The sequence below is a fragment of the Porphyromonas sp. CAG:1061 genome (assembly GCF_000435035.1).
Taxonomy (GTDB): Bacteria; Bacteroidota; Bacteroidia; order Bacteroidales; family Porphyromonadaceae; genus Porphyromonas_A; species Porphyromonas_A somerae.
Genome location: NZ_HF988862.1, coordinates 5856 through 22563 on the forward strand (window position 1 = coordinate 5856; position 16708 = coordinate 22563).

Sequence of the window (16708 nt, forward strand, 5' to 3'; positions counted from 1 at the left end):
GTCGCTCTTATATAGTGCAATCACTGATGGATTTTATGTCTGAAAACAATATCCCCCACCTAGAGATTAGGCTCAAATAGCCCGCTTAAAACCAATAGGTCTTTTCCTCAGTGACCAGAGCATCCATGCGCTGATCAAAAGGCTCCATAGGAAGTGGCTCTTCCATCACTTGTAGCTGGTACCCAATCGCAATCTTTTTCCGTATCACATCGTGATGCAGCTCAAAGTAGCGATCATAATAACCTTTGCCACGACCTACTCTACCGCCACAAGCATCAAATGCCACACCTGGCACGATCATCACCTCAGGCACTAACGCTTCAGAGATGTCATCTTTAGGCTCTAGTATTCCATAACCCGACAATTGGTAGTCTTGGGTATTTTGGAGCTTGTAAAAACGGATGGTCTGCTCATCTTCCACACGAGGTACCAGGAGCGTATGCCGACCTTGCTTACCGAGCATTTGGATCAGATAAGAGGTCTCTACTTCATCAGGCATACTGAGGAACAAGGCCACATTAGTTGCCTCTTCCTCTCTGAGCAATTCGAATGTTCGCTCAGCTATCTTCATAGAGATAGTAGTTCGTTCCTCAGGCGAGAGTTGTTTTTTCCTTTGTCTAATTATCGTCCGAATCTCCTTCTTCTCCATCTGTACTGTCGCTCATTTCGATTAAACTTGTAGTTGGTGAAGGTAGAGCAAGTGGGGAATAAATCCCCTGTGAGAATAGCTCCGACGCTTGCTTCACCATTGAGTCACTATAGCACCTCACTCGCCAGGCCTCTTTCTGACCATAAAGATAGTCTACAATAAGAGGATACAATATGTTATTGAGTGGTGTCTCTGCCTGAGAGATAAGGAAACTCCTCCGAGGTAACCCCTTGGACTGTGCAAAGGTAGCTAACTGCCAAACCAATCCCTGATTATCCAAAAAGCTATAGATATGCTCTGTATCCTCTAGTCGCTTGAGTAGATCACGGTGACGATCGGCATAGACAAAGGCAAACTGATGGAGATACCCTCTATTGAGCACCTCAGCATAGTAGCTATTCATACCGATGGTATCACGTGCCACAAACCTATCTGGCATTATCCCGCCACCGCCATACACCTCACGGCCGGCCTTAGTATGATAAACTAAATCACGCTCTATCTTGATGCTATCGGCAGAGAACATCTCACCCCCCAGCACTCTATCAATCCAGTCGTGTGCATACTCCTCATCTCCACCGAGCTGGTACTCTCTCTGAATAGAACGTCCAGAGGCAGTATGATATCTAGCAATAGTAAGGTGAACGGAACTGCCATCGTAATACTCAAAAGGCTTCTGCACGAGCCCCTTACCAAAGCTACGACGACCTATAATAATACCGGCATCATTATCTTGGATAGATCCACTGACAATCTCTGAGGACGAGGCAGACAACTCATTAATAAGCACATAGATTGGGAAGTCTATCAAAGTACCTGTCCCATCGCTATATATATCACTTCGCTTTTGATGAGCTCCATCGGTATAGATAATTAAACTATTACGCGGTAGAACTTCATTGGCCATTCTAAGAGCAGCTTGCATCAAGCCACCGGGATTATCTCTAAGATCTAGAATCAACCCCTTGGCACCCTCATTTCGCAACTTAGCAACTGCCTGCATAAAGTCATCGTAAGTCGACATACCAAACGTACTTACACGGACAAAGCCAAGAGAGTCATTAACCATAAGAGCAGCGTCAACCGTATTGGTATTGACCACTCCCCTCTTCACCTTTACCTCAGAAAGCACGTCGGTATTATATGGGCGTATACCAAGGGTTACGATACTTCCATCACGCCCTTTCAATAGAGAGCGTACTGAGTCAGGAGTAAGTGAATGACCTGTAATGTCTCGTCCATCAACAGTGACGATCCTATCGCCTGCCTTCAAACCAGCAATATCCGATGGCCCATTAGGAATGGTCTGTATTACTACAGCGGTATCAATGATGGTATTGAAAGTGATGCCGATACCATAAAAGTAGCCATCAAGAGATTCCTGCTCGGCCTCTCTTTGCTCCGCGGTAAGATAGGTAGAGTGCGGATCTAGCTGACCAATGAGCATCGGGATAAGATCCGAGACCAACTCATCAGGATCTACGCTATCCACGTAGTTTTCAGTAATCATCTGCAGCGTCGCCTTGAGCTTATCCATAGGCGTCACGGCACGTATTAAGGGGTTATTTGACCTTACCTTTAGGCCAATAAAAAAACCTCCTACTAAGAATAGTAAAAGCGATAGGCACACCAATGCCACCTTGACCCACTTCTTCATACAATCACTTCTTTTTGAGAGGTAAACACTCCACCTCTATACCTGCTTTTCGTAAAAGGTCTACACCCTCAGTAAGTCGATACTCCTCTGAATAAACCACCCGCTTAATACCAGCTTGGATAATGAGCTTGGAGCACTCCAAGCAAGGAGCGTGTGTCACATAAACCGTGGCACCGCGGCTATTATTATTGCTTGCCGCGACCTTAGTAATCGCATTGGCCTCGGCATGCAGGACATATGGGTAGGTTTTATTATCCTCATCCTCACAGCAGTTTTCAAAACCCGAAGGTGTCCCATTATACCCATCAGAGATAATCATCTTATCCTTAACCACAAGGGCACCTACCTGTAAGCGCTTACAATACGAGTTTTCTGCCCATATCTCCGCCATTCTTAGATAGCGAAGGTCTACTTCACGCTCCTTTTCACTTCCCGACATAGCTCTTATTACATCTTTTCAGGCATCTCTATACCTAGTAGCCCTACGGCATTCTTCAATACTTCACTTGTAAGATAGGAGAGCAACAACCTTTGATGCCTAATAGCATCATCAGGCTCATTGAGAATGGAGTGATCGTGATAAAACTGGTTGAATTGCTTACCCAGGTCATAAGCATAGCTGGCAATTAGACTTGGGTTAAGCTCCGCACCCGCCTGCTTTACTACCTCACCAAATTCATTGAGTCGCTTCACCAGCTCCACCTCTTTAGGCAAGAGCTCTGCCACCTGTTGTGTAGCATGAAAATCCATACCCTCTGCCTTACGCATGATGCTCTGAATACGAGCATAAGTATACTGTATGAATGGACCAGTATTACCATTGAAGTCAATGGACTCCTTAGGATCGAAGAGCATATTCTTACGTGGCTCTACCTTCAGCAAGAAATACTTCAAAGCACCAAGACCCACCTTGCGAGCCATCTCCTGTCGCTCCTCCTCCGACATATCAACTGCCCGTCCTTGACCTTCAGATGCCTCTAAAGCGGTATCAATCATCCGATCCATTAGGTCATCTGCATCCACTACAGTACCTTCACGGCTTTTCATCTTGCCATCTGGAAGCTCCACCATTCCATAGGAAAAGTGCTTCAAGTCCTTTCCAAAGGAATAGCCTAACTTATCAAGAATGATAGAAAGCACCTGGAAGTGATAGTCCTGCTCGTTACCTACCACGTAGATCATTTGGTCAATAGGATAGTCTTCATACCTTAGCTTGGCAGTTCCAATGTCTTGAGTGATGTAGACAGAGGTACCATCCGCACGCAAGAGTATCTTCCGGTCGTAGCCCTCTGGTGTAAGGTCAGCCCAAACCGATCCATCAGGATCTTTCACAAAAAGCCCTTCATCGAGACCCCTTAGCACCTCCCGCTTACCAACTAGGTAGGTATCACTCTCATAATAGATCTTATCAAAGTCTACCCCTAGCCTGCGATAGGTTTCATCAAAGCCGTCATACACCCAGGTATTCATACTCCTCCAAAGGGTACGCACCTTCTCATCACCTGCCTCCCATTTCTTGAGCATTGCTCTAGCCTCCTGCATAAGGGTGCTCTCTCGCTCCGCTTCTTCAGGAGTAAGCCCCTTTGCTTCAAGCTCCTTCAGCTCTGCTTTATAGTGCTTATCAAATAGCACATAGTAATTACCGACTAGGTGGTCGCCCTTCAAATGAGAGCTTTCTGGCGTCTCACCATTGCCCCACTTCTGCCATGCCAACATAGACTTGCAGATATGGATTCCCCGGTCATTGACAATATTTGTCTTCACCACCCGCTTGCCATTGGCCTCCAATATCTTTGAGATGCTATAACCAAGCAGATTATTTCGGATATGCCCAAGATGAAGTGGTTTATTGGTGTTTGGCGATGAATACTCCACCATGTAAAGAGGTGAATCATTAGTGACCTCCTCAAAGCCATAGTTCTTCACCTTTTTCATCTCCTCTATCTGGCTAGCGAAGAGAGCGGGTTGAAGCTCAATATTCAAAAAACCTTTCACCACGTTATATCCCTTGCAGATAGTGCCGAACTTCTCCACAAGTGCATTGCCCACTTCAGTAGCAGTTGCCTCAGGAGCTTTCTTGCTCTGACGCAGGTAAGGAAATACTACAAAGGTATAATCACCCTCAAACTCCTTTCTTGTCGGAGCTACCGACACAGAGCTCTCAGACACCCCATAAAGGGAATTAAGTACGTCGCAAAGTGCATTACTCAGCTTTGTTTCTATACTTGTATACTTCATCTTATTATATAAGTTTATTCGTTTCTGTATCAGGGAAAATTACCACAGGCTTATACGAGGCTGCCTCTTCCTCCGTCATCAATGCATAAGATATTATCAGTGCAATATCTCCAGGCTGAAAATGGCGAGCAGCAGCTCCATTAAGGCATATCACGCCAGTTCCTCTTTCGCCTTCTATTACATAAGTCTCTATCCGAGCCCCATTATTGTTGTTGACCACCTGTACCTTTTCATTAGGCAAAAGGTGAGCAGCCTCCATCAGGTCAAGATCCACAGTAATACTACCAACGTAGTTGAGATTGGCATCCGTCACTCTCACACGGTGGATCTTGGATTTCATCATATTTAATAGCATATTGTTTCTGCGTCTAAATGTAGTTGTCGCTATATCCACACAAAGATAACCAAATATAGCTATATATCGACTAGCAATTGCATTGAAAGTTTTGCCTGTCCAATATAATGGGTCATTAAATCAAGTAATCAAAGAAAAGGGCTGTGTCAATAAGCTTTGACACAGCCCTAAGTATATAGGAAAACTAGTTTTTACTAGCATCACTTTGCAAAGGCAACTGCCCTTGTCTCGCGTATCACAGTAATCTTCACTTGTCCTGGATAGGTCATCTCATCCTGAATTCTCTGAGCGATCTCTCCCGATAGCTGCTGTACCTGCCCATCATCCATCTTATCCGCTCCTACAATCACACGAAGCTCACGACCAGCTTGGATAGCATAAGTCTTTATTACACCTGGATAAGATAGCGCCAATTTCTCAAGGTCATTGAGACGCTTCACATACGCTTCGGCAATCTCACGCCTTGCTCCTGGTCTTGCACCACTAATAGCGTCACACGCTTGTACAATAGGAGCAATCAGTGTCTCCATCTCCACCTCTTCGTGGTGCGAACCGACGGCATTACATACATCAGGCTTCTCCTTGTACTTCTCACAAAGCTTCATACCCAAGATAGCGTGAGGTAGCTCAGGCTCCTCATCGCTCACCTTGCCAATATCATGCAACAGTCCGGCACGCATTGCCTTCTTCGGATTAAGCCCAATTTCACTAGCCATCACGGCACAAAGATTGGCAGTCTCCCTAGCGTGCTGAAGTAGATTCTGGCCATAGCTAGAGCGATACTTCATCTTACCAACAAGACGAACCAACTCGGGGTGCATACCATGGATGCCGAGGTCAATCATCGTACGCTTACCAGTCTCGATAATCTCATCCTCAATCTGGCTCTTTACCTTGGCAGCCACCTCTTCAATACGTGCTGGGTGGATACGCCCGTCCTGAACAAGCTGATAAAGAGTCAAGCGAGCAATCTCTCGACGAACAGGGTCAAAGCAACTCAATACAATCGCCTCAGGAGTATCATCTACAATTACCTCCACCCCTGTGGCGGCTTCAAGAGCACGTATATTACGCCCCTCTCTCCCGATGATACGGCCCTTCATCTCATCATTTTCGATATGGAAAACCGTCACGGCATTCTCAATCGCAGTCTCAGTAGCAATACGCTGAATACTCTTTACCACCAGCTTTTTAGCCTCCTGATTAGCAGTCATCCGAGCCTCCTCTACAATTTCATTGACATAGGCAGCGGCACTTGCACGAGCTTCATCACGAATACTCTCTACCAACTGAGCCTTGGCATCCTCTGCGGAAAGACCACAGATCTGCTCCAGCTTCTTTTCCGCCTCTAGTTTCATCTTGGAGAGCTCCTCTTGCTGCTGCTCTGTAGCTAGTATCTGTTGTTGCAACTGTGTCTCTAGCTTCGCCACCTCCGATGCTTTCGCATTCAGGTCACTCTGCTGCTTATTGAGTTGTTGCTCTCTATTTTTTAGTTTAGTATCTTGGCTTTGAATACGAGCATCAGCGCTCTGCACCTTGCTCTTCCACGCCGATATCTCCTGCTCTAGCTCAGCGCGATTCTGTAGAGCCTGCTCCTTCACCTCCAAGAGCCGATCCTTACGGAGTATCTCTATATCTTCCTTAGCCTGTTCAATATAGCTATTCTTCTCCTCCTTAGCTCGTTCGGTGAGCGTCTTCCAAATGTTTTTCCAAAGGATTACACCGCCAATAGCCAATACGGCAAGTGCAATCACCACTGCGATGATTATCTGCATTTTATTCCACTACTAATATATCCACAAAACCTGCTTTTATGCCTTTCGAATTGTGGCAGTAGGTAACAACACTTATCGCTCCGTCCAAGCTAGATAGACTCCTCTAGGGAGCTATTGAGACGATTCAGACGCTCCTCAAGCTTTAGCTCACTTTGCTCCTTTCGAAGCCGCTGAAGCTCATTAGCAATATCTAGTGCTACATAACTCAGGAGCTGTTCTCTAGCAACGTGTGGCATCTCCACCCGATAGCGCTCAATGACAGCATTCACCTCGTCAGCCGCTCTCCTTAGAGACTGCTCATACTCGGGCGACCTTGGTATAGAGAGGGTCATCCTAACACCTCCCACACGGAGATTAATATCCCAAACGCTAGTGGTATTATGCTCGGCCTTATCGCCCATATAGCATTTATATTTTGCCCCTAAGGGCATTGTTACCTATCCTACAATTACTCAATCCGACCATCCAGCAGAGTAATACATTCGTCTATCACTTTAGTGATATCATCCAGCTCTTTTCCCAAGCCTTCCAAAGCTTTTCTTCCTTCAGAGGATGGAGTAGTAACCACTGTAGCGATAGACAGACTTTGCTCCAGTCTTCTAATTTTCTCCTCTTGAGCTTTCTGCTTAGCCAGTAAAGCATCACACTCCTGGCGTTTCATTTCAAGTGCATTTCGCATCTCACCATACTTCCGTATCAGTGTAGCGACCCGTAACTCCAGCTCAATAAGCTGGTCGTAAGCACTGCTCATGCGTATTTCAGAACTCTCAAATGAAGTGAACAATCAAATATCTGTGCAACTCTTAGCAAATCTACATAAAATAAATAGTTGTAGCAAGAAGTAACCCCAATATTTTTAGCTATCAATGCGAATTCGGTGAAAATTAAATATCCACTGTACATTTTATTTCTCAATCGACCTAATAGTAGCTATAATTTGGTTACATTTGCACTTTGATATGTTATGTATTTGCTAAATATATATTGAGATGAAAGAGAGTGTTGAGGTAGGCGGATTACAATTCATCCCCTACCTATCAGAGGAAGAGTTACAACCTGAGGTGGCACGAATGGCTCAGGAGATCATGAGAGATCACGGGGCGTCCAACCCACTGTTTGTCTCTATCCTCAATGGTGCATTTATATTTACCGCTGAGCTGGCTCGTCAGCTCGATTGTGAGTTTGACATTGCCTTTGCCAAATACTCCTCATATGCGGGGCTCTGCTCAACGGGCACCCTCAATGAGATCATGAAGCCAAATATCTCTGTAGAGGGAAGGGTGGTCATCATCCTTGAAGATCTAGTAGATACTGGCTTCACCGTCACCGAGTTGCGAAAGCTCTATATGGAGCGAGGGGCAAAAGAGGTACACGTAGCTGCCATGCTCTCCAAGCCTGGTGCACTAGCTGATTGTGCTCTACCGGCTGAGTATGTGGGTCGTGAGATTCCTAATGATTTCATTGTTGGTTGTGGTCTAGACTACAATGGTGGAGGGCGTATGCTAAGAGACATCTACGTCCTCAAGAAATAAACTAGATATCTTCATTTAAATCAATCAAAGCATTATGCTAAACTTGTTATTATTCGGTCCTCCAGGCTCTGGAAAAGGCACTCAAAGTGAGTTGCTAGCCGAGCACTATGGGCTAGAGCACATCTCCACTGGTGACCTACTCCGGGAAGAGGTGGCAAAGGGTACGGAATTGAGCCAGGATATTGAAGCTCTAATATCGGTGGGGAAGTTGGTGCCCGACCACTTGATACTCGACTTGCTTTTTAAGCACATCAACCAAATGGATGGCAAAAAGGGACTAATCCTTGATGGCTTCCCTCGCACTTACCATCAGGCAGAGGAGTTAGTAAAGGAATTCAATGCCCGCCAATGGCCAATTCCACTCCTTGTCGCATTGGATGTAGAGGAGGAGGAACTACTAGAGCGACTACTGGAGCGCGGCAAGGTTTCTGGTCGAAGTGATGATCATGAAGAGACTATTCGTGGTAGATTCAAAGTTTACCACGAGCAATCTGAGCCTGTGATCCAGTTTTTCAAAGAGAGTCATAGCCCAATGATTGAGATAGATGGTGTGGGAGCTATTGATGAGGTAACTGCAAATCTGATCAGAGGGATAGACCAATTCATTAAAGAGTCAAACAATTAAGCTTATAATACAATGGCCGAATCCAACTTCGTGGACTATGTAAAGCTCGTCTGCCGATCAGGCAGAGGAGGCGCTGGGTCTTCACACTTCCGACGCGAGAAGTTTGTTCCCAAAGGAGGCCCCGATGGTGGAAATGGCGGACGTGGTGGCCACGTATACATTCGGGGTAACCGAAACTACTGGACACTAATCCACCTACGGTACGACCGACATATCTTTGCCACTGATGGTGCACATGGTGGCGCCAAAAATAGTACCGGCAAGGATGGCAAGGACGTCTATATAGATGTGCCACTGGGTACTGTGGTTTATGATGCCGATACGGGTGACTACATCTGCGAGGTACGCGAACACGATGAGGTGATTATGCTACTAGAGGGAGGTATGGGTGGACTAGGCAACACCAACTTTGCCACTGCCACCAACCAAGCCCCTCGCTATGCACAGCCAGGGCAACCAAGTAGGGAAATGACCGTAGTGATGCAGCTCAAGATGCTGGCCGATGTAGGATTGGTAGGCTTCCCCAATGCGGGCAAGTCCACCCTACTATCCATCGTCTCTGCTGCTAAGCCAAAGATTGCCGACTACCCCTTTACCACCCTTGAGCCCAATCTCGGGATTGTCAATTATCGTGATGGCCGCTCCTTTGTGATGGCCGATATTCCCGGTATTATCGAGGGAGCATCAGAGGGAAGAGGGCTAGGTCTTCGCTTCCTAAGGCATATTGAGCGTAACTCCGTGCTCCTATTCATCATCCCCGCCGACACTGCGGATATCGCAAAGGAGTACCAGATCCTACTCAATGAGCTTCAGCAATACAATCCTGAGCTGATGGCAAAGAATAAGATTCTTGGCATCTCCAAAGCCGATCTTATTGATGAGGAGCTTCAAGAATTACTAATGCCAACACTTCCTGAAGGGGTTGAGCATGTCTTTTTCTCCGCAGTCACTGGCAAGGGGGTTCAAGAGCTAAAGGACCTCATCTGGCATAGCATTACGGTCAATAACTTCCACGATGTCAGCCCCTTGGTACAGCAGAATATGCACCTCACACTCTCGGGCATAGACTTTGATGAGGACACCCTCTACTACAAAGAGGAAACCGACGAAGAGGTTGATGACAATGCTGGCGGTCGGATGCTAGACGAAGACCCTTGGCACTAATGACACATGTCTATATTATGCATAGGGCGGTAGAGTTTCTACCGCCCTATTTTTGTGTGAATACTCAAACTATAACTTTGGCAAATCCTCACTAAAATCATTCAAAAACGTTGTCCGATGCTCATCAAATCTAAACAATGTCATATAGACTGGAACTCCATAATCCTCCTTTGTAATAGGGGTATCGCAATACTTCATTATAATGTCAATAGGATTAATATGAGGAGAGTGATTTAGGACTTTTGCTTTTCCACTATTATTCACACGAATTTCTGAAGTATAGAGAAGAGCTTTTGATTTATTATCAAGCTTATCAAAGCCGTGTTTAATTGCCCCCTCAAGTGCTAACTTAACCTCTAGCTCCTCTTGATTACTACAAACCACAAACATAGCGTCACGACCATAGATCACACGCTCTACAACTCCTAACTGATCATTCCATTCAACAGGATCATTGTCACTGTTTTCATACACAAAGTACAATCCAGCGAAATCATAAAACCATCTTCGAATCTCGTAATAATATATGGACTTATGAGCGGGCAATAATTGATTTATCGCAAAAAACTGCTTTAGATCCACTATCTGACCATATGTATAATGGATAAAGTTGAAGTTTTTTCTTTCCCTACCACCAGCTAAAAATCGCATAGTTGTATGCTTGCTTTGGCTACCATATTTTTCACCTATATATTTCTGATAGCTTTGCATATCCTCCTTATTCGCAAGTAGGTTCTTTTCCACAATATCTCCAAAGATTGGACCTCCTATGGTCACCATTGGAGGGCGAGGATTTGGCACCATACGTGGCACTCTTTTATTGAGATCATTTAGTTCAATTAGACCCCCAACAAAAATATTCTCTGGGTCTAGTATTTTAATAAACCATTCACCATCATAGCTAGCATTAACCACTGCCCCCTCACTTCTTTGAGGTATCAAAGTAATAGCTCCCAAAGTGCAAACGACATACGTAATGAGCTTTCTAAACCTAATTCTTTTCATAGCTATATTAATTACCTGAGGTCTCTTTCTTGAATGAAACAATAATATGAGTCCAATAAAACGAACCAGTCTCATACCTTGGAAGTTCGGACTCATCACGCATAGTGTAACTCGTTCCTTGAGCGAGAAACTGTCTATAGTTCTCCGTGTAAACGATATGGAAGAAAGTTACAGGCAACTCCAACTCACCATTCGCATTTATATTTACAGTGATAGGGATCTGACTCGTTTTGTCTTCAAAAACTTGTTGTAGCTGATTGGCATTTGAATTGACAACCTTCATCTTTTCTACAAGTCCGTAACGTTTGTCTATAAATAACGAGTCTTTGTCTATCGTTATTGAAGCAGGTATGCCGAATTCAGCACGTTCGCCCCACATCTCTTTGACGGCTTCCATTGTGTGGTCTTTCTCCTCCTTCTTACCGTCCTCTATCACAAAAGAAGCAACAACTCTCTCAAATGAGGGAACATAGGTACCAGAGAGAAGATCTTCTTCGATCTCAGGCGTTGGTGTTGGAGGAACTTTGTTATCTTTCTCTTTACACCCAAAGCATAATCCTAAGATTAAAGCTATGACTTGTAACGTTAACAACAATTTTTTCATAAGCTAAACATATCTAAAAAATGGACTTTTATGAAAGGTATGTGAAACTGATTTTTCATTAGCTTCCCATTGGTATTGGTAGATTGATTGCATTGGAGATAGTGGTGCTGGACCACTTTGAGAATATTGATAATAATCTGATCCGACATATATCATGGGTTTATAATCAACATTTCTTAGACACACTAACTCCTCGTTATCATCGCTATCAATTAATATTGCGGGCCAATTATTGTAATCGGGGTAGTAATGCTTCTCTGTATGACATCGTGTAACTCTAAATTCGATATCGGGTTTTGGAAAAGCCTTTTTCGTCTTTTCCCTATCTCTATAAAATGAAAGATAAATATCACTGGAAGAGGACGAATATAACCCCTTATCATCAGAATAGCCTCTTGATTCAGCACGATCAACACTTACAAATAAAGGTTCTATATAGATAGTATTCTCAATCTCAAGTTCCACAATTTCATGTGAATTTGCATAAGCAAAGGTACATGAAATTGGAACCCCATAAGCTTCTTCTGTAAAGCGAGATTTATATATCATTTCAAGGAATTCAGCATAGCCATTTATTGAATGAACAGTATAATTACTATCTCCACCGATCACTAAAAGCTTAAATTCGGTTTCATTAAAGAATTGCTCCTCTTCCCTCGTCAATTTTTCTTTTCCTGATTGAAAAATTCTACTGAACTCCTTAGAAATACACTTCTTAGCAAATATATAATCTTCATCGGTTTCAAATACAAGAATCCCCATCCTGCCATAGGTTACCGAATTCACATAAACAGGTTCGTAAGAAGAGCTACCTTTAACAGTTGTATCACTTAGAGGCTCAATATCCGTATTTACGGTAAAGGCAGATTGATAAAACTTCACATACATCCCAGTGCTCTTAACTATTCGATTTCTCAACTCGGTTGACTGTTCTTTCCTTGATGAAAAAAGCCCCCGAACATCTACATTGGCACCTAGTGCAGTTTTTATCTCATCAAAAAAAGTGAATCTAGCTTGATGAAACATAAACTTTTCGGACTGAGCGAAAGACCCATCTCTAACCATCTCCTTGACATAGTCATTCAGCTTGGAATAAGAAGGGTTCTCAATTACTTTAGAGGTGCTTTTAGCATATGTATGAGTTAAAGAAGAAGATACCGTAATTGGTCTTCTATTCGGGAGTATAATTGGCTTAAACTTTTGTTCATTAATACTATTTCCCTCAAGAATAGAACCAGGATAAATACAGCTCTGACCATATAGAATGATCGGATTAATCGTCTTAACCACCATCTTCTTATTAAAGAAGCTTTCGTCATCTGGATTAAGTGATCTTAGACCATTATTCACACTGCTTTTAAAATTATACTCATTTAACAAACGATTATATAACTCATCACCCATATATGTATATGAAGAATCTACGTGAATAACAGATGGATACTTCTCCAACCTGAGAGATTGTAATTCATTTTCCACACCCATAGATGTTTCTGTGCAAGAGAGAAAAGCTAAACTACAAACAAGTAGCATACCACTCACTCTAGTAATATTTATTATGCTCATAAAAATACTATAATTCTACTGTTGAGACAAATAAGTCGTTATCTTTAGCATATGCTCCAGAAAAGGAAATAGGCACACCATATACTTCGTTTGTGTAAACTCCTCCATTAATAATATAATCTTCAAAAGCATCAAATCCCCTAACAGTAGCTACTTGTCCATCTCCGAAGCCCCCAACGATACAAATTACAATATTTGCCTTGGAAAGAATCTCCTTATGCTGTACATCAAGATTCAATTCTCCATCGACAACTTTAGCCTTAAAGGCAGCTCTCACTGCCAACGATAGTTTGCTATAATCAACATCGGACTCCACCAAAATAATGCCTTTTCTCCCGTAATTTATTAGGTTAATATAAACTGGATTAACGCCAAGAAACTTTCTTTTGACCTCCTCATTTTTGAAAATATTACCATCTTCAGGAAAATCCATAATCACGTTAAAATAGGTTTGCCCGAAATCAATATACATAGCTGTATTATGCGAAAGAGCGACTTCGTCACTTTTACCTTCAATATGAAAAAAGCTACCTATCGCAACTTTTGCACCAAAGGCTATATTAAGTTCTTTATAGCTATATATTTGCTTAAATCTATACATAAATCGCTGCGATTGTTTACCTGAAAAGTTCTTCCCATTTGTCGCTTTAACTATAGTCTCTCTCAAGCTAGCGAGAGTGGGTTTAATAACATAAGTTTCTGCTGGGAAAGAAAACGATATACGTATTGAATCCTTACAATCTAAAGAGCTACCAACAGGTTTCAACAATCCATTCAAGATAGACTTTTCCTCAAGAACCGAGCCAAGAAAGATTGGAGTTTCAACTACTACAACAGGATAATAAAACTCATAAACTGAACGTAGTAAGTTCGGATTAGTGATCCTATGTTCTATGCCATTAACGAGCTCGTAAGCTTCGTCATACCACAGATTACTACCTACAGTCTGTTGGTTTAATACTTGAATATCATCCTCAGCTAAGTAGCTCCTTTGCGTGCAACTCAAGCAAAGAGGTATTAGAGCGATCATAGTGATTAGGTTTGTTGCTTTCATATAGACAGAGGTTAAAAATGATTAATAAAAAAAACGACTCTACGGCAAAGGTAGCTATTTAATTTCAATAATACAAATTTAATAGCATTAACATTCACAGAAAGATGGCACTTAGCATTATTTCTACAAGAACGGTCCTTCATTCAAAGATTCATTTTTATAGGCGGATATGTACCGCTCCCGTCTGCGGGTCAAACTCAATTTGGTCCGAGCTAAAGAGTTGCTGGATTAAATGGCTCTCCTTCATCTCAGAAGTGGGAAGGGTAGTCAGTTGTTGATTGTGAATCAGCATAATTCGGTTGCAGAGCTGTAGAGCAACATCCAAATCATGAGTACTAAAGACGATCACCTTTTGTCGCTCCGAAGAGAGTCTCTTAAGAAGTAGCGCTAGATCGTACCGGTTAGGCAGGTCGAGAAAAGCTGTCGGCTCATCTAGCAGGATTACTGGCGTATCTTGGGCTAAAGCCCTTGCAATCATCACTCGCTGATTTTCCCCATCACTGATCTGGCTCACATACCTATGGGCAAGGTGGGAGATACCCACTAGTTCCAGCGACTCTTCCACCACCGCTCTATCATGATTAGAGAGGCGCCCCATTCTATTCGTGTAAGGACTTCTCCCCAAGCCCACCACCTCAAAAGCGGTTAGTTGAGGCGCTCTACTTCTTCGGGTGGTCACGACACTCATCAGCCTAGCTCGCTGCGACTCACTCAGCTGATGGATAGGTTGCTCACCCACTAGCACTGTCCCCGATAGCAGGGGGAGCAGACCAGCAAGATGTCTTAAAAGCGTACTCTTACCCGCACCATTTCTTCCCAATAATGCCACAAGGTCGCCACTCTCCAATAGTGCATTGGCACCCTCAACCAAAGGAGTTTGATACCCCACCGAGACCTCTTTCAGCTCTACCTTCATCGCCTGGATAATTGGCTAAAGACCACCTTTAGAATAATCGGGATGCCCAATAGAGCCGTGACCGAGTTAATCGGTATCACTAGCCACTTAGCTATCATATCGCAGAGTAGCATAGCAATTCCACCCATAAGCATTGTAGCAGGGAGTAAAACCGCATGATCAGAAGTGCGAAAGATATAGCGTGTGGCATGAGGCATCGCCAGACCAATAAAACCAATCGGACCACAATAAGTCGTCACCGTGCCAGCCATCAACGTAGTAGCACCAAAAACCATCATACGTGTCCGCTTTCGATTCATACCCATCGTTTGAGCATACTCGTCACCCAGCAATTGCAGATTGAGCGACTTGATAGAGAGGAAAGAAAGCAAAAGCCCCACTGCCATTACAGGAACCAATAGCTGCAGATGGCTACGAGTAATACTTGAAAAAGAACCAAGACCCCATAGCGTGTAGAGCTTGAGCTGCTCCGCACTCGAATAATATTGAAGTATTTGAATGATAGAGGAGACAATATAGCTCAGCATCACACCGACCACCAGCACCCCGAAGATATTGGCTATCTTACGGCTCAGCATCAGGATCAGGAAAAGCACCAAGAGGGCACCCAGCCATCCAGCACCTAGGACACCAAAGTCCAGTACCCACTGTGGCACCGCACTCCCCAGCAGTGGAACGCCCAGCATAAAGAGTGCCACACCAAGGCTCGTACCCGAACTAACCCCCAAGATATAGGGGTCGGCAAGAGGGTTTTCAAACATCGTCTGCATCATCAACCCACAGACCGGTAGAGAAATCCCAACGATCAAAGCCACCAATACCCGCGTGAGCCTCACCTTGGTGATGATATACCCTACCCCTTCATTACCACCTCCTAGGAAAGCCCTTACCACCTCGCTAGGAGTACACAGCACATCCCCCACCAAAAGGTCGCCAATAAAGAATAGCAACAGTAGCAGGATAAGTACCACAAAGTAAGCCCCTCGCCTAGACATCACTCCACAGCTATATGACGGTAAAAGTAAAGAGTATGCTCCTGAAGCTCTGGATGAAAGATCTCTATTAAGTCTTTAAGGATCAGGTCGGGACGAACAATCCCCTCTTGATAATAGGCTGTACCACCAGCCTCAGAGATAATCGCATTATTATTGTAGAGATGATCCAATTGGATGGGGCGGATCTCCTTGGCATGCGTCCGCAATACCTCGGGGAGCTCTTTGTAGCTGGTTGCCATGCCAAGTCCAATCCAGTAATCAGCCTTAGAGAGTTTTTCCAACGCCTCCTCCATACCAATATGCGATACATCTCCAGCCTCTTTCTCGCCAGTCTCTGGGATAGCCCCTGCATCTCTGATGAGTGAAGCGGTCACACTCTGTTTCGCAGGCAACACCCACACGTCGTTGAATGGAGTATTGAGCATCACCCGAGGTCGCTCTTCCTCAGGCACATTAGCGGCAATAGCCAATGCCTCTTGATAGTTGTGCACTATCTGTTGGAAGCCCGCGATTCCCTTCTCTCGTTGGTCAAGAATCTCGGCAAACATTATCACCCACTCACTCTTTCCCAAA

The 16708-nt window shown here is 44.0% G+C and carries 18 protein-coding genes; 3 read left to right on the forward strand and 15 right to left on the reverse strand.

Annotated elements, in window-relative coordinates; all coding sequences use genetic code 11:
* Positions 1–85: 85 nt before the first annotated feature.
* The 8 genes from QVO39_RS01610 to QVO39_RS01645 all read right to left on the reverse strand — a co-directional run bounded on the left by QVO39_RS01610 (position 86) and on the right by QVO39_RS01645 (position 7425).
* Positions 86–649, reverse strand: a complete 564-nt coding sequence (locus QVO39_RS01610; protein ID WP_021902737.1) for a 5-formyltetrahydrofolate cyclo-ligase — start codon at positions 647–649, stop codon at positions 86–88.
* Positions 618–2306, reverse strand: a complete 1689-nt coding sequence (locus QVO39_RS01615) for a S41 family peptidase (RefSeq protein ID WP_021902738.1) — start codon at positions 2304–2306, stop codon at positions 618–620. The genes QVO39_RS01610 and QVO39_RS01615 overlap by 32 nt, the downstream gene beginning before the upstream one ends.
* A 4-nt stretch (positions 2307–2310) precedes the next feature.
* On the reverse strand, positions 2311–2745 hold the full coding sequence (locus tag QVO39_RS01620; protein WP_018028917.1) for a deoxycytidylate deaminase: 435 nt from the start codon (positions 2743–2745) through the stop codon (positions 2311–2313).
* Positions 2746–2753: 8 nt separating this feature from the next.
* A complete protein-coding gene (argS, locus tag QVO39_RS01625; protein WP_021902739.1) occupies positions 2754–4544 on the reverse strand; it encodes an arginine--tRNA ligase in 1791 nt (596 codons plus the stop codon).
* 4 nt (positions 4545–4548) lie between these two features.
* Entirely contained in the window at positions 4549–4899 is a 351-nt protein-coding gene (gene panD, locus QVO39_RS01630; protein WP_288171470.1) for an aspartate 1-decarboxylase, read from the reverse strand.
* A 200-nt stretch (positions 4900–5099) separates the two neighbouring features.
* Complete coding sequence (gene rny, locus QVO39_RS01635) at positions 5100–6668, reverse strand: ribonuclease Y (protein WP_288171485.1); 1569 nt, start codon at positions 6666–6668, stop codon at positions 5100–5102.
* Positions 6669–6763: 95 nt separating this feature from the next.
* Positions 6764–7075, reverse strand: a complete 312-nt coding sequence (locus QVO39_RS01640) for a cell division protein ZapA (RefSeq protein WP_021902742.1) — start codon at positions 7073–7075, stop codon at positions 6764–6766.
* Between the two features lie 47 nt (positions 7076–7122).
* Positions 7123–7425, reverse strand: a complete 303-nt coding sequence (locus QVO39_RS01645) for a hypothetical protein (protein WP_018028922.1) — start codon at positions 7423–7425, stop codon at positions 7123–7125.
* A 238-nt stretch (positions 7426–7663) separates the two neighbouring features.
* On the opposite strand from QVO39_RS01645, the gene QVO39_RS01650 reads away from it, so the two are divergent.
* Genes QVO39_RS01650 through obgE form a run of 3 tightly spaced genes read left to right on the forward strand, consistent with a single transcriptional unit; the run spans position 7664 to position 9995 of the window.
* The gene (locus tag QVO39_RS01650; RefSeq protein WP_021902744.1) at positions 7664–8206 is read left to right on the forward strand and encodes a phosphoribosyltransferase; all 543 of its coding nucleotides are present in this window, start codon (positions 7664–7666) and stop codon (positions 8204–8206) included.
* 34 nt (positions 8207–8240) lie between these two features.
* The gene (locus QVO39_RS01655; protein WP_021902745.1) at positions 8241–8831 is read left to right on the forward strand and encodes an adenylate kinase; all 591 of its coding nucleotides are present in this window, start codon (positions 8241–8243) and stop codon (positions 8829–8831) included.
* Positions 8832–8843: 12 nt separating this feature from the next.
* A complete protein-coding gene (obgE, locus tag QVO39_RS01660) occupies positions 8844–9995 on the forward strand; it encodes a GTPase ObgE (RefSeq protein WP_018028925.1) in 1152 nt (383 codons plus the stop codon).
* A 69-nt stretch (positions 9996–10064) separates the two neighbouring features.
* Here obgE and QVO39_RS01665 read toward each other — a convergent pair whose 3' ends face one another.
* From QVO39_RS01665 to QVO39_RS01695, 7 genes are all read right to left on the reverse strand, one after another.
* Positions 10065–11000, reverse strand: coding sequence for a hypothetical protein (locus tag QVO39_RS01665; RefSeq protein ID WP_021902746.1), 936 nt, complete (start codon positions 10998–11000; stop codon positions 10065–10067).
* A 7-nt stretch (positions 11001–11007) separates the two neighbouring features.
* Positions 11008–11604, reverse strand: a complete 597-nt coding sequence (locus tag QVO39_RS01670; protein WP_021902747.1) for a hypothetical protein — start codon at positions 11602–11604, stop codon at positions 11008–11010.
* Between the two features lie 3 nt (positions 11605–11607).
* Positions 11608–13170, reverse strand: a complete 1563-nt coding sequence (locus tag QVO39_RS01675) for a thiol-activated cytolysin family protein (protein ID WP_288171475.1) — start codon at positions 13168–13170, stop codon at positions 11608–11610.
* Positions 13171–13177: 7 nt separating this feature from the next.
* Complete coding sequence (locus QVO39_RS01680) at positions 13178–14224, reverse strand: thiol-activated cytolysin family protein (protein ID WP_021902749.1); 1047 nt, start codon at positions 14222–14224, stop codon at positions 13178–13180.
* 157 nt (positions 14225–14381) lie between these two features.
* A complete protein-coding gene (locus QVO39_RS01685; RefSeq protein WP_021902750.1) occupies positions 14382–15140 on the reverse strand; it encodes an ABC transporter ATP-binding protein in 759 nt (252 codons plus the stop codon).
* Positions 15137–16135 (reverse strand): FecCD family ABC transporter permease, encoded by a 999-nt coding sequence (locus QVO39_RS01690; protein WP_021902751.1) that lies wholly within the window; start codon positions 16133–16135, stop codon positions 15137–15139. The genes QVO39_RS01685 and QVO39_RS01690 overlap by 4 nt, the downstream gene beginning before the upstream one ends.
* A partial coding sequence (locus tag QVO39_RS01695; protein WP_288171478.1) for an ABC transporter substrate-binding protein occupies positions 16135–16708 on the reverse strand: 574 nt, incomplete at its 5' end. The genes QVO39_RS01690 and QVO39_RS01695, both read right to left, overlap by 1 nt.

Bases quoted from the DNA above. Each gene is read 5' to 3' on its own strand.
- QVO39_RS01690 (WP_021902751.1), bottom strand. From the start codon at position 16,135: ATGTCTAGGCGAGGGGCTTACTTTGTGGTACTTATCCTGCTACTGTTG.
- panD (WP_288171470.1), bottom strand. From the start codon at position 4,899: ATGCTATTAAATATGATGAAATCCAAGATCCACCGTGTGAGAGTGACG.
- QVO39_RS01675 (WP_288171475.1), bottom strand. From the start codon at position 13,170: ATGAGCATAATAAATATTACTAGAGTGAGTGGTATGCTACTTGTTTGT.
- QVO39_RS01620 (WP_018028917.1), bottom strand. From the start codon at position 2,745: ATGTCGGGAAGTGAAAAGGAGCGTGAAGTAGACCTTCGCTATCTAAGA.
- QVO39_RS01655 (WP_021902745.1), top strand. From the start codon at position 8,241: ATGCTAAACTTGTTATTATTCGGTCCTCCAGGCTCTGGAAAAGGCACT.
- QVO39_RS01610 (WP_021902737.1), bottom strand. From the start codon at position 649: ATGGAGAAGAAGGAGATTCGGACGATAATTAGACAAAGGAAAAAACAA.
- QVO39_RS01650 (WP_021902744.1), top strand. From the start codon at position 7,664: ATGAAAGAGAGTGTTGAGGTAGGCGGATTACAATTCATCCCCTACCTA.
- obgE (WP_018028925.1), top strand. From the start codon at position 8,844: ATGGCCGAATCCAACTTCGTGGACTATGTAAAGCTCGTCTGCCGATCA.
- QVO39_RS01670 (WP_021902747.1), bottom strand. From the start codon at position 11,604: ATGAAAAAATTGTTGTTAACGTTACAAGTCATAGCTTTAATCTTAGGA.
- QVO39_RS01685 (WP_021902750.1), bottom strand. From the start codon at position 15,140: ATGAAGGTAGAGCTGAAAGAGGTCTCGGTGGGGTATCAAACTCCTTTG.
- argS (WP_021902739.1), bottom strand. From the start codon at position 4,544: ATGAAGTATACAAGTATAGAAACAAAGCTGAGTAATGCACTTTGCGAC.
- QVO39_RS01640 (WP_021902742.1), bottom strand. From the start codon at position 7,075: ATGGGCGATAAGGCCGAGCATAATACCACTAGCGTTTGGGATATTAAT.
- QVO39_RS01680 (WP_021902749.1), bottom strand. From the start codon at position 14,224: ATGAAAGCAACAAACCTAATCACTATGATCGCTCTAATACCTCTTTGC.
- QVO39_RS01645 (WP_018028922.1), bottom strand. From the start codon at position 7,425: ATGAGCAGTGCTTACGACCAGCTTATTGAGCTGGAGTTACGGGTCGCT.
- QVO39_RS01615 (WP_021902738.1), bottom strand. From the start codon at position 2,306: ATGAAGAAGTGGGTCAAGGTGGCATTGGTGTGCCTATCGCTTTTACTA.
- QVO39_RS01665 (WP_021902746.1), bottom strand. From the start codon at position 11,000: ATGAAAAGAATTAGGTTTAGAAAGCTCATTACGTATGTCGTTTGCACT.